Here is a 25,829-nt window from a genome sequence, read left to right as displayed (position 1 = left end):
AGGTGTCTCTCTGATTGGGGGTATTGCGGAGATAATTAAGGGGTAACGATGTACCCCTTTGGAAGATTATTGGCCTTGTCGTCTTGCTCGCTTAAACGAGTTTTCTAATATACGTAGGCTCTCATCGGCATCATTTTGTAACGTATCACGCTTCAATACAAGTTCTGATAGCTTTTTTTCGTGCTCTTTTATTGATGTATAGCGGGCATGGTACAGCTTAAAGCCTTTTTCAATCTGCTTCTGGAACTCTTCTTGACTCCAACCACTACCGTCGTTATTCGCTACTGAGTCCATTGCATACTTAACAGCGGCACCTAACATGCGATCACCATCAGGGCCAGTAATGATACTTTCAAGTCCCTTATCAGCCAGTAGGTTCTCCTTAGCTGTATTAAGTGCATTACTTGCCATCTTGGTAGCGTCACCTCCCCAACGGGAGTCTCCGCCAGTGAGGAAGTGATCTAGTCCGTCTATGCCCTCATACCATGAAACATTTTTATCAGATTGCTCTGCCACGTACTTAAGAGCAGAAGAGGTAGTATTATTAGTATCAAGGAAGTGACCTAACTCATCCCCGTATGTCGGCGTACTGCCTGACATGATATCTATCTTCTGATTGGTACTGTCGATGATGCTATTGTGGACGCTCTGTGCGTTAGCTAGTGACTTACGTTGATCTTCAGTAAGACCATTGCGTGCGTTAAAGTCGTCCTGCAAACCGGCAATAGTGTTTTTAATGATTTGTGCATCAGTTACGCCTGCTTCCTGAAGTTGGCCTTGCACGTAATCTTCAAGGTTGGTCGGGTCATCAACATTTTGTAGTGCATTGTTTCTAATACCAAGTGCGGTATCGGTTTGTGCGCGAAGGTCTAATGTACGCGTGCGCTCATCCATTTTGAACTTGTCTTCTCGTGCATCAACTCTGGCCTTCTTCAAGGTATTTAGAAGAGTGGATTTGTCTGTGATAGTAGAACTACCGTTGATTACAGATTCGGCCTCGTCAAACTCGCCAGCAGCGATTAACGCATTGGCATTGCGGGTATCAGGTCTTCCTGCAACTTCCGCTTGATTGTCAGAGAACTCTTGCTGTTGCAGGGCATCTGTACGTAGCGCGTTATCTCTCCCCTGTAGTGCGCTTTGTACTGCGGCAGCGTCTACCTGACTAGCGTTTAAGCCACCCAGTTCACTGTTAATGCGTTGATTGAATTGGTCATAGCCATCAATATCATTGAAGCCGTTTATCTGCTTAAGGAAGTTCTGAGTATTGAATTCCTTGGTTTGCCTTTCTGCATCAATCTGGCCTTGGCGATAAGTGTCAGCGGCACGCCCTAACTGGGCGATGCCTGCGTTCAACTGATCACCGGCCGCAATTTGTAATTGGTTGCTTGAACCGAAGTTCGGCATCCCAACGTTACGCCATGTGATAGGGTTTGCCATTAACCACGACCCTCCAATGTGTTCTGATTAACGTAACTGGCTTTCTGGGCATCAGTTAAGTAGCCACGTGAATTAGCGCGGTCATTGATGGCAGTATTGTACTGAGATACCTGCTGGTTAAATTGGTCGTTGAAGGCACCTTTCTGGAAGTTGAACTGGTCTTTAGCTAAACCAAGGTTCTGAAAACCTAACCATGATTGAGCTAGCCCTCCTACTGCTTGTGCTGTTGGCAAGAATGTTCCTGCGTGCTGAACTCCGGTGTCTTCATTGGTGTACCCGAACAACGAGTCCCAGGTAGAAGGGTTAAAGTCCTGTGTAGCAGTTGCTGTAGGCGTAGAAGCCGTAAAACCATGAGAGGCGACACTTAGTGGTCCATACTGATTGGTATTAGGTGAACCAGTGAAGTTTAAAATTGAATTGGACATATTGAGTTCCTAATTGAATTTAGGTTTTGGGAGGGAAAGATTAACTTCTGCGAAGTTCTCAATTGCAGCGTAAGAGAGATCTGCGATGTTGGTTTGAGTAGTTCTTCGATAGAAGTTGGAAGGTTCTTCGTTGAAGTCGTGGATTGGTCCACTGTTAACGAAATAGAATGGGTCGATAAGATTAGACGGCTTAAGCAGTTCCTGCTTCGCCTCTAGTTCATCCATAAGGCTTTCAGCTTCATCTTGAAATGCTGTTACCTCTGCTTGAAATTCTAGCATGTCCTTTTGCACGTTAGAACTGATAGATGCACTAATGCCTGTACTCAGTTGGAGTAGTTCAGAGGCGTTCATATTAGCGAGTATATTGTTACCAGCCCCTTTACTAATACTTAATGCTAGGGAGGCAATGGCAATAATAAACGATAACTCTACACCAACCATTTCAACCGCGTACTCTAAACCAAGGGATATCAAGTATTTGCCTAGTACCAGTTTTGCTACGGCGATAAGGCCAGCCGTTACTGTAGTTGCTGCAGCAAAAACGGAGTATATCTCTATACCGGTTGATATCAGTATCGCGATAGATGCTGCAACCATGAATATTTTAAAGGCCTTTCCTTCATACCACTTAAGTTTACGTTTCTCATACGCATAGCACACTAACACGGTACATTCGTAGAAGAGTTCTTGTAACTCGTAAGTGTTGAGTTTAAGTGTAGTACTCCTTTTTAGCGGTATAATGAAGTTTTCATTCTCTTCGTCGTCGATTATGTCACGTAAGGTGGTAGTAATAACGCCGTCTGCATAGATGTAGTTCTTGTGTACAGGGTCAGTAATCTTAAGTTCTATATATTCATTAGTTGTACGTTGCTCGCGCAAGTACCAAATATCATTTGAACCAGTAACATCAATGGAGTTGCTGACTGTACCCACTTTGCCGATAGAACCTGTGACCGTCTTACGTTCTATCTGAGCAAAGTCTATACGCATATCAATACTACCTTCCTCAATACGTATAAAGTGTTTAACTATTGTATCTGGGATAGTGGAGAAACCTGTGGCCTCCTCGGTGACTATTAGTTGTAGATTCTCCTCAAAATACTGAATGAGGTACTTAATGCCAGCATTTTCCGTAGTGTCCACTGATACTGCAGTTATGAGCATTGCTTCATCAATGTCGGCTATGTCTTCGTTACTCTCGATTGCATTGACTAAGTGATCTGCGTCCAAGTCCAACTTATTGAGTATGTCCCTAACACTGTCAGCTAAAAATTCATTCTCAAGCACACTTTTATTCCTTTGCCTTAATGGGACAATAGGGTAATAGTCTGTCTCAGGATGTACTTTAGTGATTTGCAGTATTGGTTCGCCCTGCTCTATACCTGGGTCTAAATCGTAGTCATCTATCGTAAATAGGTACTTAGGTATTTTCTTACCTTCCGGTGAGAAGATGAAGTACTCGACTATGTAGTACATGACATCAGGAATTTCATCCGGTAAGAATTTTTCATTCTGCCTAAATACCTCAGTATTCCCTATAAGTCCTGTATCGTATGTTAGTGTGATAGGGTCGAATAATTCAGTAGATACTGGTCCTTCAGAGCCATCAGCGAAACGTGTGAACCTTGTTACTTTTTCTTGGTAGGTAAGAGTCCCTACTCCACGGTAACGTGAGTAAGATGATGTGACGTAATTAAGTGTATACTCTACGGGAAGCCCTACATCACTGTCTCTACTGTACCCATCATACTTATGCGTTGTTTTTTCGCTGAATGAGTCAGAGTAGTTAAATGAATGCTCTACTTCGAATGTCTCGCACAAGGTGGCAGAAACCCCGTCGACCAAATATGTAGTCTCTACGTATCGATTAACTGGGATGCCATCCAGTAAAGACTCCGTTGCCGCTGTAAGTTGTGATTTGCTCTCTACGACAAAGTTGTCATGTGAGTTCTCTATTTCAGAGGCAAAATCGTTAGGTGGGATGACGGTATCTAAGTACCTGTTATAGTCACGGTAACGGTATAAATACTTGGTTATAAAGTACCTGTCAGAAGGCGGAACACTGGTAATGCTCTCAATGGTGTAATTGCCTTCACCTTCGAACCTATCAAGTTCAGTCTCAACAAATTCTGACCTAATTATAAGATTAACAGTTTTATCCGTAGGTAAGCCAAGTTGATATTCGGTCAGCCCGTAGTGGAAGAAGTTAGTCATCCTCCAGTTTATGCTGTTTATGGCTTTATTGACTATTGATTGTGTTGTACTTGTACCGTCCAGTGCAGCAGCAATTATTGCCTGTTCCCTTGGTTTGGGCACGTGCCCGTACAATCTAGTTGTACTGGATGATGCGGTTATCTGGTATGCCATAATAAAAAAGGGAGCAAATGCCCCCTTCCTCCTTAAGTGTTGCGGCTAGGTGCTACGCACCAATGCCGCTCTTCGCTTTCTCAACTACTGAGTTAAAATTCTCAACCGTGAAACCATAAGGTACAGGGTCGTAGCCGTTATCGGTTGTTCTAAGCACGCTCCATACATCAGCAAAGTTCTTAAATACTTTCTGTTCTGCATCGCGCTTGTAACCTTCGATTTGTTGGCCGTAAAGCTCTCGCTGCTTACCTAAGATACCGCTAACAGGCACTCCATCTACTGAGTCAAGAATTTGTGCTTGCTCGGTTAGCTTACGTTGCTGAAGAACTTCAACCTCTTTGTTGAATTTAAGGATGTTGGCTTCTGTGGCCCTAACATCACTATCAACCTTAAGTTTCTGGGCATTGGTCAATGAGATTTGTGCATCAGCGGTGTCCCTAGACTTCGCAGAGGTTAGAACTTGTTCTTCCAGTACAGTCGCTTGCTTATCGAGGATAACGCCCTGCTTCGGTACGTTGAGGGCTTCTGCTGCAAGGTTTGTAGTGCGCTGCTCGGTGAAAAGAGACTCTTTACCTACTGAGGTTATCTGCGCTGTAACCAAGTCAATATCTGTTTCCAACTTAGACACTTGTTTTGTTAGTAGTGTGTTCTGAGTACCTAAGTTAGTATTTTCAGACGCTAGGTTAATGATTTGCTGATCAGCAATCGCAGCGTTCTTACCCTGTAAAGTAGTCTGTGCCTCTGTATTGGCTTTTTGAGCAGTAAGTAGTGAACCCTGTAAAGGAATGTTCTGACCTTCAGCAACAAGGTTTGTTGTCTGTTGCGAGATCTGAGAGGTTTGTGCTTTAACACGTTCCAGTTCTTCATCGGCAGTTAAGGCTTGCTTATCAAGTAACTTACCCTGCTTTGCGATGTTCTGGCCTTCCAAGATAGCATTAGCACGTTGGGTAGAGATTAGGTCTGTTTGAGTGTCAACTTGTGCACGTTGCGACTTAATTAACTCTACTTGCGCCTTACTTCCAGGTTCGGACAGAAGGAACTGCATTGACTGTTGAAGAACTGCCGTAGTGAGGTTCGTATAGACTTTGCCATACTCTTCCCCACTAAGACGGTTTTTCGAGAACTCAACATCGAGGTGTGCCCGAACGCTTTGCATCAACGTGTCAAAGACACCATTACCTTCGATGCTACCAGTAGTTAGTTCGTTCAGGCTCATTTACTTAACCTCGCGCTGCTTGTGACTTAGCCAGTTCAGCTAGTTCAGCTTCAGTTAGTGGATCCAAGACTTCAATAGCGAACTCATTGGCTAAACGCGCTTTACGTTGCTGTACGTTATTCTTAGTGCGTTCTGTATAGAATACGTTGAACTTGCGGCGTTTAAGCATCTTGTAGATGATATTAGGGATATGATACCCCTCGTCAGTATTGAACTTAACGAACTTACGGAATGTACCGATTAGTGAGTTACCGGCTGTGATGATTTCACCGTCCCAGTCTTTCTTCGCTGGATTCATGCAAGTAATGTTTACGCGAACAAGCTTTGACGCTTCAGCTAGTACTTCGGCACGTGATGGGCCTTTAGTTGATTTAACTGGGGTTCCCACTACTACAGCTTTTGTTGCATCTGCCTGTGCTTTTAGGAACTCGTCAATTTTTTCTTTAAGTTTGTCTTCACCGATGTTTGGGTGAAATGAAATGCCGTACTGCTCGGCTTGCGCCTTTAATTGGTCTAGTTGTGACATTGATATTCTCGAAATTTAGAAAGGAAGAAGTGAACCCCTTAAGAGCAAGGGGTTCGGTGTGATTAGGCTTTAGCCGCTGTCATAAAGCGTGCGATACGCTCAGGACGTAGTGGCAAGAAGCCGTAGTACCATTTGATAGCCATGAAGCCAGTCTCACCATACGGGTCAGTACGGTCAGCAGTTTCTTCGCCAGGCTTTTTATGGATGATCTTGAACTTAACGGTCTTGCCGTCAGTTTGGAAACCGATAGTAGCGAATGACTCGTCACCAACAACTAGCATTGGGAATACGTCAACTTTACCGCCAGTCTCGTATGAAGTGTTGTCACCGGCTGCGCCAGCACCTTCGTAACGCTGCATCTCTAGTGGAGTGATGATACGGAAGCCCGCAATTGAGCCAACTTCACCACGTAGAGTTTGACCAGAAGCCGCGTAGTGCTTAACTTCAACAAACGCTTTTTCGCCGTGGTAGTCCTTCATCGCCATTAGCGTAGGGATAAGTTCAGACGGTACGTACATTGGGCGACCACCGCTAACTACTTTGGTATCGATGATACGAGTACCGGTAATTACCTTAGATTGCTTAGGTGTACGGTTGTTATCTAGGTCGATGCCAAGCTTAACAAGGTCGTCGTAAGTTACTAGGTCTGCAGGACCAACTTCATCAAGGTCTAATGCTGCGCCAGCGAACTTAACAGTACCAGCCGCGTTTAGGATATCCGCTTGTAGAATTGCTTCAGTTAGTTGATCAGCACCAACAATCATTTCGCGGTTTACGTGAGAACGTAGCTCTGCATCAGAATCGAAGTCTAGTGACTCTTGGGTGTACTCGTCGAAGAAACCCATTTTCTCAAGTGTGCCTTCCAACGGAATACGTTTGAAGCCAACTCGGTTAACACGACCACCGGTTTCAGAAAGAAGAGGAATCTTCGAAGTGATAGTACCGATGTCTTTACTTGAACCGTAAAGATTACCGTTTGCGATAGTTGCGCCAGATGCGTCAATACCTTGGTCATTGATGTTGCGGTCATCAAGTAGCGGCAAGTAGTGGTACAGCTTCATGGTTTTACCCATGTTCTTAGGCATGTGCTTAGAAGAAGCCAACTGGCCAAAGTACTCTTCTTTTACTGCTTCAATGAGGGCTTTTTTGACGTAGTGGTCGGTACGGTGCTGAACACCAATAGTTGATTGATTACCGCCAACTGGATCATTATATTGTCTAGACATGAGGAATGTTACCTACTAGATGTAGCTGTCTGAGAACTCCTTTTCGAAGTCTTCGTCAGACATAGCTAGGGGATTAAAGGTGGGATTTTGTGAAGCAGAGGAAGCTGAACGTGGTGTAGCTGCTGCGCGTTTGCGCCTTGCTACTTGTTTAGCTTTAGGGCTTGGTTGTGGCGTAGGTTCGGGGCTTTCTTGCGTTGGCGGGTTTTCTTTATTGAAATTGCCCTGTGAGAATAGACGATCACCTACTTGACGGTACGCTTCGATATCAGAGAGGCCTGATAACCGTCCAAGCATTCTATCTTTGTCAATCTGAGCAGTGATCTGGTCATAAACACCGTTTTCGATATGCTCGTTGATTGCCGCTAAGACTTGAGGGTTGTTAGCAACAATGCCTTTACTCGCTTGGTCCCATACATTGTTTACGACATTGAGGGTTTTCTGGTAAGACGGGGTGTGCTTGATTTCATCTAGTACCTCGTCCAACTCAAACTCTTTATCGTCTACAGAGTAGGAATTAGGCTTGTAGTCATCTGCTGAGTCTAGGTCATAGGTTTCGACACCTGAGTCCTGGACTAACTTTTTAATTGCATCTGGGTTTTTCTTGTCCAGATCTATGAGGAACGATAGCTTATCTTCTGAAAGTAGACCATTGTTGTCCAACATCTTCATAAGTTTGAGGTTGGGTTTCAATGAAGCCATCTTCTTATTGTAGTTAGCACCCATCTGCATAAGCCGTACAGCGTCTTCTGGGTTGTCTACCTGCATCTCTCTACCATTTGCCTTAAAAGGCGCTGTGAGAGCTTTATAGAAGCTTTCGTAGTCTACATCGCTGGAGTCTTTTTCAGCGTCATCGGGTTCCCCGTCTTCATCGTCTTCATCTGAGCCAAGATCATCAGTTTCAGAAGCCTCTTCAGCTTCCTCATCAGGATTTTCTTCTTCTTCAGTGGTTTCATCGAACTCACCTTCTTCTTGCTCATATTCAGGTTCTGAGTGTTCATCTACACCTTCGTCTGCACCGCTGTCGCTAACAGACTCAGGCTCTTCAAATGATTCTTCTGAAAGGTCAGGGACAGGCAGTTCTGCGAACTGCTCGTCACTCATGCCTAAGATGTTGTCATCACCCATCTATTAGGCCTCCGCTTCTTCAGCGTTAATTTCTTCAATGGCAGCATCCATATCATCTACTGCTTGGCGCATTTGACGACCTACTTCAGTGATTGCACGGAAGTGTTGTTGGAGATGTGAGATAGCCTTAAGTTGGCTGAATAGTTCACGCTGATGCTCTTCACTAGCAAACTCAGGTTCGCCAAGCAGACCGGTTAGGCGTGCAGCTTCGTCTTTGAAGTAACCTTCAAGAATCAATTTGTTGAAGTGGCGGTTCTTCGCTAGTTGTTCTAAACCAGCAGCCTTATCGATAAAGCGTTGCGCTTCTTTTTTGCTTACTTCGATTTCTTTGATTGCTTGTTCGTTGTTCATTTGAGATTTTCCTAATTGTCCTGTCCCGATAGGGAGCAGATTGAGGTGAGATAAAGGTGTCCGAGAAACGGACACCGAGGGGTTTATTGATTAGATTGTTTAGGTGGATTAAGTGAGGCTTTCACTCTTTCCAATTGGGCGTTAGCAGAGGCCTGTGCACCTTGCTTTTGAAGTTCACGTTCTTGTTTAACGCCAGCTTCTTGTTCAACAAAGTCGAGAGCCATTTGGTCAGCTTTAGCTTCTTCACTTTCTGCTTTCGCGTAATCCAAAGTAGCTGATGCTTGGTTCTTCTGGGTTTTGCTTTGCACTTCTGCAAGTTCAAGTTCCAGTAACTGTATTTCCAGTTGCTGTTTTCTCTGTTCTAGTGGGTCAGGTTGAGGTTGATATTCCTCAATCTTTTTAGCTAGGTCAGGCATCTTACGAAGGCGTGCAATTTCAGCACGTATCATTCTTACTTCACCTGGATCTGAATTAGGGCCGGTAGTTTGAAGCATGAATGCTAGTTCTTGTGCTTTAGCGTTATCTTCTTCAGCAGATGAAATAGACAGCTTAAGGTCAATCTCTCCTGCTAGTTCGTCACGCTTAATAGCAACGAAGTCCTCTTCGGTAACACGGACGATTTCTTCATCTGAAAGAAACTCCGCATTCATGGACACAAACTTGCGACCAATTTTAACGATACCGTCAGCTAAACGTCTTAAGATACCTAACTCACGTTTCGAAGCTGCATCAAGTGCACCGCGTATGCCGGTAGCCGTTTCACCTAGTGCATCACCAGATAGGCCTCCAGCAAAAGCTTTAACACCGGTTAGTGATTCAGCTTCACCATTTTGTTGTTGGAACATGAATTGCGCTGACTGTGGGATTTCAGCGTAAGCACTCACATGGAAGATGCTTTTAGCGTCCTGATTGCCGTTAAACTCAAAGTCTTGGCCTTGAGATAATCTGCGCTTGTTAACAACATCTAGTGCACCTTTACGTGTGCCGCGTTGACCATTAGCGTTAGAAGCTAGTATGTCCAACATGCCACGGGTTACTGCACCAACAACCTTTTGGTTGTCTTCTATCAGAGCACCGTCAGGTTCACCGTAGAAAGAGTTTTTGATAGGTAGGAACGGTATAATTACAAACGGCAGCTCACCGTCAGGGTATGGGTTTTCTTCTAGGCGAATAAGTGTATCGCCAACCCAAGTAGCAACAATGGGTACTACTCTACCGTTACCATGAATGTCCCAAAATCCCCAGTATTCGAAAGCCATGAATTGCTTACGAGGCTTATCTTTAAAGTTGAAATTGGTATTGTCAGGGTTGTGGTCATCGGGATCTGCTAGAGGACTGTTACGAGTAAGTTGGATTTTGTCCAAGTTAGTATATAAACCAGAAGCCTCAAGTTCAGCCAATGACGTAGTGAATTTGTATGTCGCAAACTTTGCTTTCTTGATATCACCTTTAGCGGAGGGATCTACGACTACATCGTTGTAGTCGCAGACTTCAGCGGTGGGATGATTACGCTTAACGACAGTTTCTGTAACAGTCTTAACACCTGACTGGAAAACCTGAGTAGGTCGTTGAAGTTCCAGTGAACGTAAAACAGAACGCTTTAGTTCTTCAGGTAGTTGGTCAAACTCTTGGGGATTGGTCTGACGTAGTTGCGTCAACTGTTGCAGTTGAGCAAAGAATCTAGGGTCATTGGTTACACGTTCTGAATAGGTCGGTACTTCTTTCTCGACTTCTTCTTCTTCGTACTCCCAACCAGTGCGAATGATGATAGTGCCTTCGTCTACACCAGTTCTTACGTACTTATCGATAAATGGAATCTTATCGACTTTATGATTGAACTGATAATTCAGAAGCAATTCATTCTGTCGCGCTGCTACCCTATCTTCAAAGGTTACAGGTTGTGCCGTGAACAAATCATTTGTAGAAAGGAAAGGTTCAGACAGGGATGAATAGCGCCATTCAGCTTGCTTACGAATAAGCTTGGGTTGAATGGTTGAGCGAGTCTTACTCTTAGGAAGTTTCGCTTTGCCAGTGATATGAAGATTGTCTAACCACTCGTCAATTTGCGTGACTTGCTTATCGGCTTCAATCTTCGCGTCTTGGTAGTCCTGCTTGATCTGGGCTAACTGTGGTTCGTTAGCCCAATCTGTCAGCGAGGTAGGATTTTCGTGCGGAGGTAATTCTGCGGTATTCATCTGAAGGGGCAACTTATTAGGCAGTTAAGTTGATTCCTGACTTAAGTGAATCAGGAACGAGATGGATTTAACTAAATGCGGGATCTGCTGGCAAGGGAATTCTTTAACTAAATGTTAAAGATCATACAGTTAAGGTGGATTAGTTATGATTTAGTTAAATACGGGGAATGTAAACTAGAGGGTTTTAAATGCGTCCTATGCTATCGCACGGACGCAAATTTGGAGTTTAAGCCTCTTTTTCTGCTAATTTTGCGTCCAACAGCTTTGGAAGGTCTTCAAGTTTAGTACCTTCAGTTGCGCCAAGTTTTTGAGCAAGTTCTTGGAGCGTTTTGCCCATATTTTCGTTCTGTGCTGCAACTGAGTTAAGTTGTGATTGGAGGTTAGCGATGATGTCGAATGATAGTGATTTTGCTTGGTCGTTCATTATGGTGTCTCGATAGGAGTAAGTGTAGGAAGGATTGAGTCAGTGAAATAGAGTTCACATTTCTCTTCAAGTGATAGGCCTGTGTACTTTTCGTCAGAGAGTTCTACGTTGTTTAAGTACAGGTTTGAGGTGAAGTGACCTTCGCGTTTAAAGGTAAGCGGGTAAGGTTGTAGGCCAGCATCAAAGCTTTCTTTCGATGCCCAGTAGACAAACTGTGCATTGAGGTCAATGTTTGTGTACGAGTTATCGTTGTTCTCTACGATAGCTGGCTTACTGTAATCAGAGTTATCGATAGTCAGGTTTTCGTAAGTGCTATCAGAAGAATTGGTATTCAAACTGGCTGTTTGGACTCGGACAACTGCGTCAGTAAACATTTGTCCTTGTGCATCCGTAAAGGATAGGTTTTCAAGCATAGGAGATACTCTTGTTGTATTCAGAAGGGTTCTGATAGGTAACAGGACGTTACCTTGAAAGGAGAAATTATTATGAAGCCAAGAAGGACTTGAGTAAAGCCCTTCGTGTAATTTTGGTTTACTCCCCGTAAAAATACATCATCCAGTCCACTGTACGAGTTATGACGAGTGATGTGTCAATGGCGTTACGGCAGTAAATAGTTAACTTACCGTGATAGAACCGTTCAGAGTTAGCGGGCGCTGTAACTGACAACTCTACGAGGCCATTGTTTTGACTCCAGGTTGTCGGTGAAGCTGTATTACCAGTCATCTTAACGTCACTGGCAGAACCGCCCGAAAACAATTGATCAGACTCTGATGTGAACGTATACCGGTACTCTAGGTAACGAGCCAACTCACCGTAACCAACATTGTAATCTTGAATGATATTCCATGTTAGTGTCAGTGATTTACTACCATTAATAGTGTTAGCACCGATCTCTTTATTCGGTGGCTTATAGATAAAATAGAGCGCACTGGAAGTGTCGTATAAATCACTTAACCTGATAGGTGGTGTTCTAGGTACGTGCGCGTTCTGCTCAATAGAGGGTACTAACCCCCCACCACGCAAATAATCACTTAGTTTGGGGTAAGCATCACCCCCGAAAAAAGTAGCAATATGCTTCTTCAAATACAAGTCGCTTGGGGGACTGATACCTAAATCAATGACCTGCTCTGGTAAGGGCCACTGTTTAGTGACCACGTTGAACTGCTCCGTTCGTGTACCAACTTTAACAGTCACTGTACGAGATAGTTGCTCATAGTCGTGACGAGCAACTACACGAAGATGTATATAGTCACCGTTATTAACTACATGGTTGTAGCGTTTTATTGGGCTATTGTTAACAGTGAAATATGCCTCTTCTGTACTTGTAGCGGATATTTCGGCAAGAGCACCTGTATTTATGCCGAGTACCCTAAACGTGTACCCAGTCAAAGCTTTAGGGTCTACGTTAGTCAAGTCCATCAATCCAAACGCATTTGGGGTTGTATCTCTTACACCTGTTTTACAAACTAGGTTATCAGAGCCGTCACCTGCACTAGCACTGATAGTGTCAGAGGTACCATTTGCTAGACCAGACTTTACTATTTTGTAACCACTGCCGCTTATATTTGCGGTGCTGGTCCAAAAAGTAGAACTAAACCCACTAAAAGTGGCTGTGCCTCCTGAACTATTGAAGTTGACCCTATCCCCTGGTTGTAAAAAGTTTAGGCTGGTAGGGTCAAGGCTTACTTGCGTAAACCCTGGCTCTACAACAACGTTAGCAGTTACGTTATACGTTGCCATTCTGTAACTCCTTTACCTGACCGCTTAGTTCATTCACAGCGTTTACCAGTAGACCAATAAGAGCCATAGGAGATACGTTAAGCATTCCATCATTAGTCTCGCCCACTGCCTCCGGCAGTACTCGCCTAACATCCTGTGCAATTATTCCAGCCTTACGTTCTTTAAGTTGAGTCTGTATGTAGGTGTAACCTTGCAACTCGTTTACCTTATCTAACGCGCTGCCTATGTTTTTAAGGTCTTCCTTGACTCGTCTGTCTGACGTTGCCACAAAATCTTCAGCCCATGTGACACCACGTACAACCAGTAGCGTATTAGCCTCAGAGCCTGATATTTCAAACGCATCATCTGAAGCGTACCCAAAAGCACCATTACCATGACGATAAGTTATGAAACCACGTTGTTGGTAATTAGTAGATGAGTTATCAGAGAAGGTTATCTTAGCGCCTATATTGTTCGTAGAGGTACGTACTACTAGGCCACTGTCATCCGTTAGTAGAATCTCCCCGTTTACCGTCAGTTTGTCACTGTCGATTCTCAATGGAGTACGGTTAGCTCCTGTGTTACCACTATCATACATCCTGAAAACGAATGGCTCCTGATAGTCATCGTTGGTCCAAAACTCCATGTAACCGTCATTACCGTTGGAACCACGGAAACGTATGCCCCCTTGGTCATTATAACCGTCAGGGTTAAACCAGATACCTTGGTTAATATTATGAAACCTAACATTGTCAGCAACGTTAAGTCGAGGTGTTATATTAACTCTATTGCTATCAGCTAGAAAATACTGACCTGCGTTACCTACCTCTAGAACACCATCAGTTCTTAGTCTAGAAAGACCACAATATATACCGCTAGAGAACGAGTTATACTCGTTAATTCGTAACCAGCTATCCCTAAACTCAAAAGCCTTCTTACCGTTTAACAGTATGTTGTTTTCATCCAACAACAGAGGAGTGTTTAGTCCTATAGCCTCACCTGCCACACTGTTAGAGCCTAGAGAAAAAGCCATATTAGCACCACCGTTAGAGTCAGTGTTGACCACGATACGCCCTGAGTTACCTGGGGCATCAGGGATGCCTCCTCGGTGATTGAATGCAATATTCGCATTACCGTAACCGTCATTAACAGTTAGAGATACACTACCTGACCCCTGACCAGCGACAACCTGAGAGGTAGTAACGTGAGAGCCAGTGAAGTACGTTTCGTTCCTGCGTACTTGGAATTCATCACCACCGTTAGTTGCTGATATACGGACGTACTGGTTTGAGTCTGATGAGGCATTGGTATCAGCACGTATGTAAACATCAGTCCATGAGCTAATCTCCGTACCACCTGAACCGTCTTTACGGCCAATATAGTAACCGTCTAGGTCACCATTACTGGTGTTCGCAAGGTTAAGCTTTTGCTTGACTGCGACATTATTTTCGTAAATACGTAGTGGCTCGTGACCTGAAGACTCATGACGTATGCCTATTTTGTTATCACCGTTCCCCATCCATAAACGCCACTTAACAGAGCCAGCAGTGCGGAACATAATGTTCGCATCGTAGGCCGTACTACCTCTGTCTATATTAAGATTGGCATGTGTTGAAGAATCTAAGTTGAGGCCATCAAACGTTGGGATAGAGCTGGTATTTAAGTTCTGGTTTGCGAAGGAGGTGTGGCTTGGGTTTATTGTACCTAACTCACTGTACGTAGGTTTGTGATTCTCGTGGTAAACGTTTGACCACCCCCCAAAAGACATCCCTGCTGCACCACGTATTCTAAGCTGTGGATTGTTACCAAAACTCATAGCAATCTGACCGCCATAGCCATTACTATTTTGGTGAGCCATATTGATAATGTGATGCCAACCTGAGGGTAAGCCCACTTCTGAACTAACAGAACTACTAAGGTCTCTTATTGATGTCGCGAAGTTAGGGTCATTAATTTGAGAAACGTCGGTAGCACCATACTCAACAACTTTGTCGCCTCTATCATAGACCGTATTACCATTAACTCTAAGCAGTCCTGAGTTAGTCATTTCAAAAGTATGTTCAGTACCAAACCCTTCCTGTAGACCTGTCTTGAACACAATGTTACCATCTGATAAGAGATATATATACTCTGCATTAGGGTCGATACCGTTGCTTGCATCCGCAGCGAAACCCCTACCTACATCACCGTTAGCTAACACTAAAGAGTCATCCGCAGACGTAAACATTAGTCCACCACGGTCACTAACCTGCCAAATACCTCCAGATCCCTCAGTACGTAGTAAGTGGTATTTTCCAGCCCCTTTGCTAGGTAAGTCTATGTAATCACTAATATTTAGCTGATTAAGGGTTGCGTTACTGCTTTTAACTACATAGTTGCTATGACTATGACTAGCTGCTGCAGCCCCAATCTCCGAGGGAGTAGGTTTATTACCTGCGTGATAAACCTCATTATTACTAATAGTTAACCCTGCAAAATTAGGGCTAGAGCTAGTATTTAAGTTCTGGTTAGCGAAGTTTACCATAGAATAGGTTATAGTTGGCAACCTTGCGGAATTTAAAGTACCTGAGGTTATGTTAGCAGCACTGTGGTTATGGCTTGCGGCAGCAGCTCCTAGCTCCCCTAAGGTAGGTTTATTACCTTCGTGATAAACCTTCTGGTTCTTATAAGTAAATGTGGACTCGGATAGGAACATTACTTGGTTAAGCCCTACGGCCTGTCCTGCAGTAACCCCACTTTTTACTTCAAAGCTAAACCCAGCATTAGAGGTACCGTCCTTATTGAACTCAATACGCCCAGAGTTACCATTAATTTCAGGAACACCGTTCACGTGGTTAAACGTTAAGTTGGCATTACCCTGTCCGTCATTAATGGTTAGGGCCGCACCACCTCTGCCGCTACCGCTAATAATATGACCTTCAGATACGTACTGACCACCAAATGAAGCTGTGCCGCTGGTAACTCTAAGCTCTTTACCTGACTGACCAGCCTTAATCCGCACTGATTGTGATGCACCGTTACCGTTCTGATCTGCCTCAATATAAACGTCAGTCAAACTACTTACTGTAGTCCCACCTGTTCCATTTTTACGCCCTATGAAATAACCGTCAGCGTCAGATACGCCACCGAAAGTCAGATTTTTATTAAGTGAGCCACTAACCTCACTAAATGAAGGCCACCGAGTCGCTGTCTGAGGTTTTCCCGTAACACTGCCCCACCCAAAACTTGCGCCACCACTGCCGTCTTCTGAAATACTAAATGATGCCTCGCTGTCTGAAGGGAAGTCAGAAGACATAGAAGAAAAGTTAACGGTATAAGTTAACTCAGTATCGTCAGGTGCATTAGTGTCTTCGAACGAGTAGTTAAAGTTCAGAGTTCTAACATACTGGGTAAAACCTTGTTCAGAAAAGTCCTCTACCGTACCTTCTAGGTTATAGGTCTTTATTAGCGTACCGTTACGTAGGATTTTCGCAGTTACACTGGGTGCAGCAGGGGCACTTGAACCTGACACCGTATCGCTTGCTGACCCAGACAAACTTACTCTTACAGGGTTTGTACCGTGAGGAATTGAACCCAGAGCGTAATTAATCTGAGAGATAGGGTTTATCTCGTAAGACCTAACACCCCCAGTGGCAGCAGCTAAGTTACCTACTTGACCGATGATGAAGTCAATTACTTCTTGGCTTAGACTGTTTTTGTAGATAGATGCGGGAGTTAACCATCTACCGTTAACGACACCTTCACCTGAGTCACTAACATTAAACAAAGTCTTTCCGCCAACAGTAGCATTGAGTAGGTTTTTACTACCACTCATAACAACTTGGTTGTTACCACTAATCGCTTTTACACTGCCGGTTACAGTGATGTTCTCAGAGAACAAATCCCCAACATCAATCTTGTCTGCAGTAACTGCTTTTGTCACTAATGCGTCAGTCGTAACAGTACCCTTTGTTAGTATGTCACCGTTTACTACCAGCGTAGGTGCTACCCATGAAGTCCCGTCAAACCTTTTAACCTCACTTTCGGTATTATCCGCATTAACGTAGGTTAGGTGATCGTGTTTCTTAGGGTCTTGGTTAAACGTACTCTTGAAGTCCGATATAGCTGTAGCATCCGCAGGGAAAGTACCTGATGAGTTAACAATCGTGTAGTTACCTGGACCAGTTAAACCGGTTTTACCTTCTGGTCCTTTCTCTGCGTGAATTACTGGGGTACTCCAACCAGACACTCGACTCCATGAAGAACCGTTATGGCGATATCTAGCAGTTGAAACCCAACGCTTATTCGGTGCTGTATAACTCGTAGGGGTATCGCTATAACCAGTTGGTATTACTTCAGTAGTTCCATTAAAGCTGCCTCCTGACGGTTTAGCAGGTTGATTCTTAGAAGTTTTATAAACCAAACTAACAAAGTCACCGTTTAGGCCGTCAAAGTAATCAACACCTTTAACCGGAGAGTCACCGTCTTTGACTGTGATAGTGTTACCACTCCCATCATCAATGGTGTACGTACCGTTATTGTTATTGGTTACGGTAGGTATTGGAGCGTTATCACCGTCTTTTATCGTTACTGTGTCAGTGCCATTACTGATTGTGTAAGAGCCATCGGCATTAGTGGTAATTGTCGGTGTATCGCCTTTGTCACCTTTCTCGTACCATTTGGTAGGCAGAGACCATGCACTCCCTGTCCAGCTACCATCGGTATTTTGAGTGTAAGTTCTCTTTGAAAACCAAGTAATTTTACCTTCTTCGTATACAGGATCATCAGACCAACCTGTCGGAAAAGTCTCCGTAGTTCCGTCAAAGGTTCCTGCAGATGAGTTTGGTGTATTAGGTCTATTGGATAGGGTTGTGTTGTAGATAAATGATATGAAGTTACCATCTAGTCCAGGCTTACCGTCGAAATAGTCCTCACCCTTAATCGGTGTATCGCCATCTTTACCCTTCATAAGAGCCCAGACGTAATCTGCCTTGTTGGTGCTTTCTGTAGCCGTACTTTTGTTATACGCGATACCCCAATACTTTGTATCAGCATTCGGTATATCAGTCATATTGGAACCATCAGCATTAGGGGAGTACTTTACCCAGTTATACTTTGGTGTCGCATCTTGGCCTTTTAATCTACTTGCTGAACTCCACGTACCACCAACACCATTAGTTACGATCCGCTCTCTACGAAACACATCACCATTGGCCATCGGACTATGCCAATTAGATGTACCGTTAACGCTGTACTGATAATCAGTGTAGATAGTGTCACCATCGTGGGCGCGTATATCATCTTCGGTAGCAACTGAAGTACCATCATCAAGTATTAGTTGGCCTCGAATAACACCGCGCTTGTTAACAGTGTCAAAGCTAATGAATGGTTGCAAGGTTGCATCATTAAGGATGTTCACCTTACTTCCGAGTAGGTCTAAGTTACTCTGAGTCTGGTCACCTGAAGCATCGGTGGCAACAATACCAGTAATACGTCCATCAACGTCCGTACCTAAAAATGCTCTGGTAGATACATTACCTACATCATCAGTTAAGGCTTGAAAAAATGTACCGGCATTACCTGTAACCACGGTTCCATCAGGTTTAGTGATAGTTACACTGACTTTATCCATAGCCTCAGATAAAGGTAACTGCGACCATGTGCCGCCGTTTAGCTCACAAGACTCTTTGGTTGTGTCATCTGATATAGCACCGTCAATAGTACAGTAACCAACTACCGATAATGTGTATTCATTGGCTTCCGCTTTCGCTGTTCCAATGTCAGTGTCCATTTGAGTTGTTAGGTCACTAATGTCCTTGGCAAGTGCTTGGTCTTTGGTGGTACGGGCAGTTGTCTCAGTTTCAACTAAGGCACGAATCGCTGCGTTATCCAACTCTTCGTAATTGGCTTCTAACGTAGAAGTTCTTGTACTAAGTGCTTGGTTAGCATCTGACAGTGTTTTAACTTCATCAGTAATACGTGCGTTAGTGGTTGAGTCCTTACCAGTGTACTTGGTATCTAGTTCCGTGATTCGGCTGGATAGTGCTTCGTCTTCATTGGCCCGAGCAGTCTCTTCTGTAGTAATAAGGGCACGAACTTCACTATCATCTATGCTATTAAAATCAGCCTCTAACTGCGTGGTACGCTGCGCTAGTGCTTCATACTCATTGGCTCTAGTAGTTGACTCTTCCGTTATTAGTGCATTGGTCTGACTTAACGTGCCAGATAGACCTTGGAAGTTAGCTTCAAGAGTTAACATCTGCCCTGCTACAGACTCAAGTTCGCTTGAATAGGAGGTCAGTTCTTCGGTGACATTTGACTCAACTCGCGCAAGGTCAGTAGTGACTTGTGTTTCAAGTTCCGTCAATGCAGATGCAACGGCTTCAGTAGCAGTAGTTTGGCTAGTAAGTTCCTGAGTAATGCGTGAATCTAGTTCGGCTCTAGCAGTATCAAACCCAGTAGAGATATCAGTAATTTGTTGCGCGGTAGCAGCGTTAGCTGTTGTACGCGCTATACGTTCAGAGTCGATAGCTGCATTAGTAATAGACAGTTCAGTTTGAAAAGTCGTGTTTAGTGACTCTACTGAAGAAGCTACAACTTCGTATGCGTTTACACGCGCTGTACGCTCCGCTACAACGCTTGCCTCTCTAAGACTAGTCTCATTATCAATTTTAGCTGTAAGCTCGTCACGGGTCTGTGCAAGCGCAGAATCAGCCGTTACTTGAGCCAATTCTAATCTCTGTATCTCAGCTAGGCGTTCCTCGGACTCTGTGTTTACTTTTGCTGTGAGTGTATTTACACGCTCAATCATTGCATTACTGTCATCAACCATAATGGTCAACTGTTCTTCCAGTAAGGCTAGAGCGGTGTCACTTTGAAGGCCAAGACGTTGCTCAATCTGAACCATGTTAGAGGTAACAGTGGCGATTGATTCATTAATCAGAGAAATATTCGAAGCTAGGTTTTGTGCAGCCAGTTCTTCGAGGTTTAGGTACGCACCGATGTATGATTGATTGAGTTTGTCTTCCAATGTAGACAAATCTTCAACTAGTGATTTTAAGCCAAGAAGGTCTAACAAGAAGTTAGAGTCTTCAGTGGCAACAACACCAATACTTTCTGAAGGAACTGTCTGTTTGCCAGCGTATGTCTCACCGACAAGCCAGTAAAAGTAATCTATGCCGGGCTCTACTACGTCCGTAAATGTTTGTGTTTGGCTATCGCCCACACAAACGGCTTGCTCAAAATCATCGACCGTAGCACGGAATATACGGGTTAATTTGTGTCGATTAGGTACGTTAGTTTCAATCCAACTAATCAGGGTTCTGACAAAGCTACGTTCTGAGGCCAGTCCACCGAATGATGTGGTGTCTGGGCGCTGATCAGACATATAACCGTCACCTGATGCACCAGTCTCATAGAAAGAGAGCATACCTGATTGAGTGATCTCAATTACTTGCTCTGGCTCGGTAACATTAACGCCTAAACCAGAAGTAACAATTAGGTTTTGCTCTTCGTCCGTCAGTATTACTGGTTGGTCAGTTGATACATCAACTTCTTCGTTATGCACTCGGCACCTCCGAAGGAACGATGTTCTCTTTGATTAGTACGTTAGTCTGTAAGAGCGTTAGGGTTTCAGAGTCTGTGTCAGTCAGAGTGACACCAAGTAGGAACTTAGATTCAAACTCATCACCCAAGATACCGGCAGTATCGTCAGGTTTAATTTTGAAAGAGATCTTTCCATTGGGGCCGTCGATATCAGCACTTACAGTTGCTGCTACCTGAGATGATAACGACTGACGCAATACGAGTTTGGCACTATAGCCTGTAATATCTTTTGGATTACCGTCACTGTCTTTGTAGACCAAGGTTAATGGGTAATGGCTGTTGGTATAAAGCGTTCTAAGGGGCTTCATTGATACCTCGTTGCGAGATTATTAGGAGGGATGGGTATTTACTTTTGGTAGGGTTGTAGGTAAGTTGCGCGTGTCGGAGCAATTCCGATTCACTTCACCATGTATTGCACATGGTACTTCCCTCACACCCTTTCCACATAGGTTCTTCTATGCTTCATATCTACGGATATAAGGGTTGCCATTACTGTGAGTTAGCGCAAGAGTTGCTAACGACTAAAGGCATACCTTTCAATTATTATGACATCAAATCCCCTCAACAAAAAGACAAACTGGATTTTGTAAGAGATCAAGGTTTCAAAACTGTTCCTCAAGTGTATGACGAAGAGCGTCATGTTGGTGGCTACACCGAATTATTCTCTGAAGTTATGAAGGGGAATATCACCAAATGAGTCAGCAACTATCAGAGTTTTTCACTCGCGAAGAATTTGAGTGTCAATGCGGCTGTGGCCATGACACTGTAGACGCACAACTTCTTTTCATTCTTAACTGGGTTCGCGATTATTTCGGTGAACCAGTAACTATCACTTCAGGCTGTCGTTGTGAAGCACACAACAAAGCAGAAGGTGGTGCTAAGAACTCATTCCACTTATACGGTAAAGCCGCTGATATCAAGGTTCGTGACATTAGTGCGAAAGAAGTATTCCAGGCACTTGTCGAGAACTTCCCTTACAAATATGGCTTCATTGAGTACTCATCTTGGGTACACATCGACTGCCGTGAAGAACCTTACCATGAGGAACTGTAATGAGTTGGGACAACGTTAAAGACGCTATTGGTAAATATGCCCCCTTACTAGCTTCGCTAGTCGGTGGCCCTAAAGGATTTGCAGCACAAGCTATTATTGCGAAGGTACTAGGTACTTCCACTGACCCTGATGAAATGGCGCAAGCATTATCCGACCCTAATAGCGAAGTACACCTAAAAATTAAGGCTTTTGAAAAAGAGCACGAAACAGAACTTACCAAATTGGCTTTAGAAGCCCAACGATTAGAAACAGAAGATAGATCTGATGCACGAAACAAAAACACCGGCAGTGATATGCCCGCCTTCATTGTTATCGCCCTCACGCTTATGGCTGGCATATATGGTTACTCACTCATGTTCTTCGACATCTCAGAAGAAAATCGTCCATTAGTCATTGTTTTCGCTACACAACTTATGACCTTATGGGGTGGCGCTGTCGCATATTGGGTAGGAACTGCCAAGAAAAAGGAGACTAGTAAGCTGTTAGAGTGAAATTAAATAGTACAAGAAATTAAATATTTAATAGTTTAAGTATTAAAAAACCCACTTTATTGTGGGTTTTTTATTTATTTACGGCCTATTTTGGGATATTGTGATCAAAATGATTAATACAACTAATAAAGGTGCGTAAATGGATCTGAGCAATTTAGTTAAGCTCAAGACACAGAACTTTCCTCGTCGTTACGCTATGATTACGGTGAAGGGAGTCCGTAAATTAGCTTGTAACTTGAATGAAGAGTGGGTAATTGATTCTACCTGCAAAAGCATTAACGAACTATTAGAGCAAGGCGTTGTTGGAGAAGAAGCTGTTCAAGGTTGGGTAAACCTTCAGCCTACCGCTTCCCACTAGCCCTGCTCTTTAGAAATACATCGGCATAGGAGCGTATGCTTTGTGAACCAACGAAGCCTATGACTCCGCCGATGAATACCGTCCAATTCTGATCTAATCCCATTGCTTCTACGCCACTAGCACCCACTACCGCAAGCGCACCGCATAGTACTGACTCTAAGCCCATACGAATAGCTGACGTTTCTTCCTTGTCATAAATAACACGCAATAGCGCGATAACTACTGCAAGTAGAACGCTTAATATTGTTGGTGGAATTTCTTTAATTTGTTCGAACATTTTGGGAGGACTTGTCATAGGAGGGAGTGTAACTTTAGGGTTGAATATACAGGGAATTTAACTGAATTTCGTCACTAAAATAAGTCTAATAAAATTAAAGGGGCCGAAGCCCCTTTTTTAATTTTACTTGATCCGATTATTGAGAAATACCGAGTTCCGCGTCACCGGTTATTTCGGCTTTCCATTGGCCGTTAGGTAAGTCAACCGCAACCATTTCATCAGTAGTAAACTCTTTAATTAGAGTAAAGCCTGACATTCCTTGGATTTTAGCCAGTAACTTAATAGAACCAGTCCCCAATATAGATTGGAATAAGTAAGTTCTTTCAGTGCATGAGTTTAATTTGTTATGTACTACTTTCATCATTATCTCTGTATTAAATTAAATTTCAGTGGTTTCAATTGGGTAGTATTTACCAGTCAAATACTCGCCCTGTTCCTTGTTTAAATGCACCCATCGGCCCGTTCTATCCTCTGCCAACAATCTCTCGTATTCTTTGTCCAACTCAGCGAAGTCTTCAATAGAAGTGAGGTCAATAACTGGCTGTAGAGGCGCATTGTGTGGTTGAGCAAATAGATAGAACTCCCCATACTCTGCCGGGCTTGGGTATATCTTCAGCATATCTAACAAGTCTTGGGTTTCAATTTGTTTTGTGTGTACGGCGTACAATTTATTCACTTATGTTCTCCAAAGTTTTTTCTGGCCCATTCACCCAAGTGGTTCCAGTAAGTTCATATATCAAAGAGTCTTCTTCTGTAACGTTAACCAGTGAAGCGTCCGGCCCTGTACCGTTGTTTACAATTGTGTTGTTTGTGGGAGAGTATTTCTGGTCGATATCGATATCTACAACTACCTCACCATCTAGTGTTATTAGTGCTTTGGCCATAACCCCTCTGAAGTTAGGTACGCCTGTAGAGCCCGCGTACTTCTTGCCGAGAGAGTTAATCACTGTCGCCCATCCACCGATGTTAGCGGAGTGGATGAGATCACCATCTATAGACATATAGATTCGGTTGGTGTCGCTCCAATAAATTATTTTACGTAGTATGCTGTCGCTGTGGTATTTAGAGGCATTACCCCCAATAAAGTAACTACTAGGTACGGGTAGGAAAACCCTGCCATCGTCAACTTTTAGTACCCCACCACGGTCCTTATCCTGGTCTGAGTTAATATCAGAGAAGTAATAAGCACCCTCAGTAGGAACCACGGCTGTGATCTCTATACTCCATGGCTTAGTGATAGGTAGTGTCAGTTGTTGGTTAAGGTCAACAAACATAGCAGTCGTAGCATCGAAGTTAGTGAAGTAACGTACTGTACGTTCCGAGAAATCATCGGTAAGTAGTTCTTTTATCGATATGTCAGAGATAACGACTCTATCCCCGACAGCCCCTGATTTCATAATCGCATCTAACCTATTAGTGCCCTTTACGATTATTTCATTTACGCCTAGAACTGGTCGCATAACACTCACATTCCCGTAGTCATCCAAATCAATGTTTGAATCCAAGGTAGTGAAGTTAAAACTCACGACATAGTTTTTAGCAGGGTCGAGTCCTCTAAATGTGGCACCTATCCAACTATTAGGGTCAAGTCGCTCTATTTCTACGTAGTTGGTCCCTACTGTTAAATCAGAACCTGATGCAGGACCAACCTTATAGGCCATGCCGCTCCATCTCTCTTCTGCTCCGGTGAATGTACTGTCACGTAGATTAAAGTAACTGGATGAACTACTGGACACGTTATAGAACGTACCGTAAGTGTCGCTGACACTTTCAAGTACATCATTAATGCTGCCCAGATACTTACCATCAATAGGCGCATCGAATACTAAATCATTTCCTGAGTAGACCTTTACGTTTGAAATGTTACCGCTAAAGAATTGATCTGTGACACCATCTCCGGTATAGCCGTACCTTGCCCCAACACAAATATTATAATTTGTTGCTATTGAGGCCACATCTGCGTGCACTCCACTATACTCAAACAATCCATCAACATAGACCGAGAATCTACCCGTAACCCTATTAAGATTGAGTCGCATTGAGTGTAGGGCTCCATCGTTCAACTGACTTGTCCCTTTATTCGGTGTGTTACCATTTGTAAAAAGCTTAGGGAAAGCACCGCTGTCCAGACTGAGCCCGAATATATCGGTGAAGTCAGCGGTATAAAAGCAAGCAATCGTCCCCCCACTTAAAGGTCCAGCGGTAGAGAACGAGACCTCTACCGTAATGTCATCATCAAGTAGATCAATAGGGTCAAAAAGTATGTGCGACTGCGCAACAGCGTCGAAGTTTGTGAAGAATCGTCCTCTGACAGAACCTACTAAGCCTGTAACAGGGTAAACAATTGACCTTACTGCCTCACTAATAACTGATCTAACAATACTCATTATACCCACCCATACGGTTTAGTTCGCTGTGTAGTAGGCGTAGGCGTTCTAACCATGCCGCTATCTATCAGTTCTTGGATTTGCAGCACAAATTCCTGAAGTTTCATTTGACCTTCTTGAATAGACTCTGCATTGCCTCCGCTACCGAGCACCTTTGAAGCCACGAAAGCTAACAACGGTTCGATAATGAAGTCAGGTACGTCTATCTCAATAGCATCTGGGTCAATGCGTCTTGATACCGGTAACTTAGGGTGATTGCCCTGATAGGTCACAGTGAAGGTATCATCTACCGGTTGCTCAAAAGTAACGGTGCGACCTGCTACGGTAATCGTTGCATCGTCCATATCATCGTTAAGCACCAGTGACTCACCATCTGAACCAATGACCTCATTGATCACAAGTATGTTGTCTTGGAATGGGTCATCAACGCCCTCGACCCAATCAGCGGTACTTTTCAACTCATAGCGCATCTGATCACTTGTCGTGTTCAAGCGCACAGAATCCATTCTAAGAGGAAGTTTAGTGTGAATACGGGTAAGTCCCGTGTTGATAAAAGAAATGATGCGAGGATAGTCCTTGTTGGCTATTTTGCCTGCATCGTCAGTCCCTACCCCGTACTGGGATAGTTCACCGTAAGATAGGTGATCGAAAAATTCAGAAAGTAACAT

22 protein-coding genes are annotated in these 25,829 nt (G+C 43.7%); 4 read left to right on the top strand and 18 right to left on the bottom strand.

Annotated features, from left to right (window positions below):
• Positions 1 to 66: 66 nt before the first annotated feature.
• The 14 genes from ACX5KA_RS18880 to ACX5KA_RS18815 form a co-directional block, all read right to left on the bottom strand.
• Positions 67 to 1,437: a hypothetical protein gene (locus tag ACX5KA_RS18880; protein WP_458731924.1), complete on the bottom strand. Its 1,371-nt coding sequence runs from the start codon at positions 1,435 to 1,437 to the stop codon at positions 67 to 69.
• On the bottom strand, positions 1,437 to 1,862 hold the full coding sequence (locus ACX5KA_RS18875) for a hypothetical protein (protein WP_458731923.1): 426 nt from the start codon (positions 1,860 to 1,862) through the stop codon (positions 1,437 to 1,439). The genes ACX5KA_RS18880 and ACX5KA_RS18875 overlap by 1 nt, the downstream gene beginning before the upstream one ends.
• A gap of 9 nt (positions 1,863 to 1,871) precedes the next feature.
• Positions 1,872 to 4,178, bottom strand: coding sequence for a hypothetical protein (locus ACX5KA_RS18870; RefSeq protein WP_458731922.1), 2,307 nt, complete (start codon positions 4,176 to 4,178; stop codon positions 1,872 to 1,874).
• Positions 4,179 to 4,281: 103 nt separating this feature from the next.
• Complete coding sequence (locus ACX5KA_RS18865) at positions 4,282 to 5,445, bottom strand: hypothetical protein (protein WP_458731921.1); 1,164 nt, start codon at positions 5,443 to 5,445, stop codon at positions 4,282 to 4,284.
• Between the two features lie 4 nt (positions 5,446 to 5,449).
• On the bottom strand, positions 5,450 to 5,971 hold the full coding sequence (locus tag ACX5KA_RS18860; RefSeq protein WP_458731920.1) for a hypothetical protein: 522 nt from the start codon (positions 5,969 to 5,971) through the stop codon (positions 5,450 to 5,452).
• Between the two features lie 62 nt (positions 5,972 to 6,033).
• On the bottom strand, positions 6,034 to 7,197 hold the full coding sequence (locus tag ACX5KA_RS18855) for a N4-gp56 family major capsid protein (RefSeq protein WP_458731919.1): 1,164 nt from the start codon (positions 7,195 to 7,197) through the stop codon (positions 6,034 to 6,036).
• A 15-nt stretch (positions 7,198 to 7,212) separates the two neighbouring features.
• Positions 7,213 to 8,322 carry a hypothetical protein gene (locus ACX5KA_RS18850; RefSeq protein ID WP_458731918.1) on the bottom strand — a complete coding sequence of 370 codons (1,110 nt, stop codon included), beginning with the start codon at positions 8,320 to 8,322 and terminating at the stop codon, positions 7,213 to 7,215.
• A 3-nt stretch (positions 8,323 to 8,325) separates the two neighbouring features.
• Positions 8,326 to 8,673, bottom strand: coding sequence for a hypothetical protein (locus tag ACX5KA_RS18845; RefSeq protein ID WP_458731917.1), 348 nt, complete (start codon positions 8,671 to 8,673; stop codon positions 8,326 to 8,328).
• A gap of 83 nt (positions 8,674 to 8,756) precedes the next feature.
• On the bottom strand, positions 8,757 to 10,868 hold the full coding sequence (locus tag ACX5KA_RS18840) for a portal protein (protein ID WP_458731916.1): 2,112 nt from the start codon (positions 10,866 to 10,868) through the stop codon (positions 8,757 to 8,759).
• Positions 10,869 to 11,094: 226 nt separating this feature from the next.
• Positions 11,095 to 11,292 carry a hypothetical protein gene (locus ACX5KA_RS18835; RefSeq protein ID WP_458731915.1) on the bottom strand — a complete coding sequence of 66 codons (198 nt, stop codon included), beginning with the start codon at positions 11,290 to 11,292 and terminating at the stop codon, positions 11,095 to 11,097.
• Complete coding sequence (locus ACX5KA_RS18830; protein ID WP_458731914.1) at positions 11,292 to 11,705, bottom strand: hypothetical protein; 414 nt, start codon at positions 11,703 to 11,705, stop codon at positions 11,292 to 11,294. Before ACX5KA_RS18830 ends, ACX5KA_RS18835 begins: the two co-directional genes overlap by 1 nt.
• A gap of 118 nt (positions 11,706 to 11,823) precedes the next feature.
• On the bottom strand, positions 11,824 to 13,032 hold the full coding sequence (locus ACX5KA_RS18825; RefSeq protein ID WP_458731913.1) for a hypothetical protein: 1,209 nt from the start codon (positions 13,030 to 13,032) through the stop codon (positions 11,824 to 11,826).
• On the bottom strand, positions 13,019 to 20,557 hold the full coding sequence (locus ACX5KA_RS18820) for a tail fiber domain-containing protein (RefSeq protein ID WP_458731912.1): 7,539 nt from the start codon (positions 20,555 to 20,557) through the stop codon (positions 13,019 to 13,021). Before ACX5KA_RS18820 ends, ACX5KA_RS18825 begins: the two co-directional genes overlap by 14 nt.
• Positions 20,550 to 20,903 (bottom strand): hypothetical protein, encoded by a 354-nt coding sequence (locus ACX5KA_RS18815; RefSeq protein ID WP_458731911.1) that lies wholly within the window; start codon positions 20,901 to 20,903, stop codon positions 20,550 to 20,552. The genes ACX5KA_RS18820 and ACX5KA_RS18815 overlap by 8 nt, the downstream gene beginning before the upstream one ends.
• A gap of 149 nt (positions 20,904 to 21,052) precedes the next feature.
• Between ACX5KA_RS18815 and ACX5KA_RS18810 the strand changes: the two genes are divergently transcribed.
• The 4 genes from ACX5KA_RS18810 to ACX5KA_RS18795 all read left to right on the top strand — a co-directional run bounded on the left by ACX5KA_RS18810 (position 21,053) and on the right by ACX5KA_RS18795 (position 22,497).
• Positions 21,053 to 21,292: a glutaredoxin family protein gene (locus tag ACX5KA_RS18810; protein ID WP_458731910.1), complete on the top strand. Its 240-nt coding sequence runs from the start codon at positions 21,053 to 21,055 to the stop codon at positions 21,290 to 21,292.
• A complete protein-coding gene (locus ACX5KA_RS18805) occupies positions 21,289 to 21,648 on the top strand; it encodes a D-Ala-D-Ala carboxypeptidase family metallohydrolase (protein WP_458731909.1) in 360 nt (119 codons plus the stop codon). Before ACX5KA_RS18810 ends, ACX5KA_RS18805 begins: the two co-directional genes overlap by 4 nt.
• Positions 21,648 to 22,139 (top strand): hypothetical protein, encoded by a 492-nt coding sequence (locus ACX5KA_RS18800; RefSeq protein WP_458731908.1) that lies wholly within the window; start codon positions 21,648 to 21,650, stop codon positions 22,137 to 22,139. The genes ACX5KA_RS18805 and ACX5KA_RS18800 overlap by 1 nt, the downstream gene beginning before the upstream one ends.
• Before the next feature lie 139 nt (positions 22,140 to 22,278).
• Complete coding sequence (locus tag ACX5KA_RS18795; RefSeq protein WP_458731907.1) at positions 22,279 to 22,497, top strand: hypothetical protein; 219 nt, start codon at positions 22,279 to 22,281, stop codon at positions 22,495 to 22,497.
• On the opposite strand, the gene ACX5KA_RS18790 is transcribed toward ACX5KA_RS18795, so the two are convergent.
• The 4 genes from ACX5KA_RS18790 to ACX5KA_RS18775 form a co-directional block, all read right to left on the bottom strand.
• Positions 22,481 to 22,774: a phage holin, lambda family gene (locus tag ACX5KA_RS18790; protein WP_458731906.1), complete on the bottom strand. Its 294-nt coding sequence runs from the start codon at positions 22,772 to 22,774 to the stop codon at positions 22,481 to 22,483. The two genes, ACX5KA_RS18795 and ACX5KA_RS18790, sit on opposite strands and share 17 nt — an antisense overlap.
• A 379-nt stretch (positions 22,775 to 23,153) precedes the next feature.
• Complete coding sequence (locus tag ACX5KA_RS18785) at positions 23,154 to 23,450, bottom strand: hypothetical protein (protein WP_458731905.1); 297 nt, start codon at positions 23,448 to 23,450, stop codon at positions 23,154 to 23,156.
• Entirely contained in the window at positions 23,443 to 25,161 is a 1,719-nt protein-coding gene (locus ACX5KA_RS18780) for a hypothetical protein (RefSeq protein WP_458731904.1), read from the bottom strand. Before ACX5KA_RS18780 ends, ACX5KA_RS18785 begins: the two co-directional genes overlap by 8 nt.
• Positions 25,161 to 25,829 (bottom strand): hypothetical protein, encoded by a 669-nt coding sequence (locus ACX5KA_RS18775; protein WP_458731903.1) that lies wholly within the window; start codon positions 25,827 to 25,829, stop codon positions 25,161 to 25,163. Before ACX5KA_RS18775 ends, ACX5KA_RS18780 begins: the two co-directional genes overlap by 1 nt.

It is taken from the genome of Alteromonas alvinellae (genome assembly GCF_902705805.1).
Note: the sequence above shows the minus strand (reverse complement) of the source record. Positions and strands in the feature narration are given on the sequence as shown.

What these genes read in the sequence shown, in the direction of transcription:
- ACX5KA_RS18880 (WP_458731924.1), bottom strand. Translation starts at nt 1,437, where the DNA reads ATGGCAAACCCTATCACATGGCGTAACGTTGGGATGCCGAACTTCGGT.
- ACX5KA_RS18875 (WP_458731923.1), bottom strand. Translation starts at nt 1,862, where the DNA reads ATGTCCAATTCAATTTTAAACTTCACTGGTTCACCTAATACCAATCAG.
- ACX5KA_RS18865 (WP_458731921.1), bottom strand. Translation starts at nt 5,445, where the DNA reads ATGAGCCTGAACGAACTAACTACTGGTAGCATCGAAGGTAATGGTGTC.
- ACX5KA_RS18860 (WP_458731920.1), bottom strand. Translation starts at nt 5,971, where the DNA reads ATGTCACAACTAGACCAATTAAAGGCGCAAGCCGAGCAGTACGGCATT.
- ACX5KA_RS18855 (WP_458731919.1), bottom strand. Translation starts at nt 7,197, where the DNA reads ATGTCTAGACAATATAATGATCCAGTTGGCGGTAATCAATCAACTATT.
- ACX5KA_RS18850 (WP_458731918.1), bottom strand. Translation starts at nt 8,322, where the DNA reads ATGGGTGATGACAACATCTTAGGCATGAGTGACGAGCAGTTCGCAGAA.
- ACX5KA_RS18845 (WP_458731917.1), bottom strand. Translation starts at nt 8,673, where the DNA reads ATGAACAACGAACAAGCAATCAAAGAAATCGAAGTAAGCAAAAAAGAA.
- ACX5KA_RS18840 (WP_458731916.1), bottom strand. Translation starts at nt 10,868, where the DNA reads ATGAATACCGCAGAATTACCTCCGCACGAAAATCCTACCTCGCTGACA.
- ACX5KA_RS18835 (WP_458731915.1), bottom strand. Translation starts at nt 11,292, where the DNA reads ATGAACGACCAAGCAAAATCACTATCATTCGACATCATCGCTAACCTC.
- ACX5KA_RS18830 (WP_458731914.1), bottom strand. Translation starts at nt 11,705, where the DNA reads ATGCTTGAAAACCTATCCTTTACGGATGCACAAGGACAAATGTTTACT.
- ACX5KA_RS18825 (WP_458731913.1), bottom strand. Translation starts at nt 13,032, where the DNA reads ATGGCAACGTATAACGTAACTGCTAACGTTGTTGTAGAGCCAGGGTTT.
- ACX5KA_RS18815 (WP_458731911.1), bottom strand. Translation starts at nt 20,903, where the DNA reads ATGAAGCCCCTTAGAACGCTTTATACCAACAGCCATTACCCATTAACC.
- ACX5KA_RS18810 (WP_458731910.1), top strand. Translation starts at nt 21,053, where the DNA reads ATGCTTCATATCTACGGATATAAGGGTTGCCATTACTGTGAGTTAGCG.
- ACX5KA_RS18805 (WP_458731909.1), top strand. Translation starts at nt 21,289, where the DNA reads ATGAGTCAGCAACTATCAGAGTTTTTCACTCGCGAAGAATTTGAGTGT.
- ACX5KA_RS18800 (WP_458731908.1), top strand. Translation starts at nt 21,648, where the DNA reads ATGAGTTGGGACAACGTTAAAGACGCTATTGGTAAATATGCCCCCTTA.
- ACX5KA_RS18795 (WP_458731907.1), top strand. Translation starts at nt 22,279, where the DNA reads ATGGATCTGAGCAATTTAGTTAAGCTCAAGACACAGAACTTTCCTCGT.
- ACX5KA_RS18790 (WP_458731906.1), bottom strand. Translation starts at nt 22,774, where the DNA reads ATGTTCGAACAAATTAAAGAAATTCCACCAACAATATTAAGCGTTCTA.
- ACX5KA_RS18780 (WP_458731904.1), bottom strand. Translation starts at nt 25,161, where the DNA reads ATGAGTATTGTTAGATCAGTTATTAGTGAGGCAGTAAGGTCAATTGTT.
- ACX5KA_RS18775 (WP_458731903.1), bottom strand. Translation starts at nt 25,829, where the DNA reads ATGTTACTTTCTGAATTTTTCGATCACCTATCTTACGGTGAACTATCC.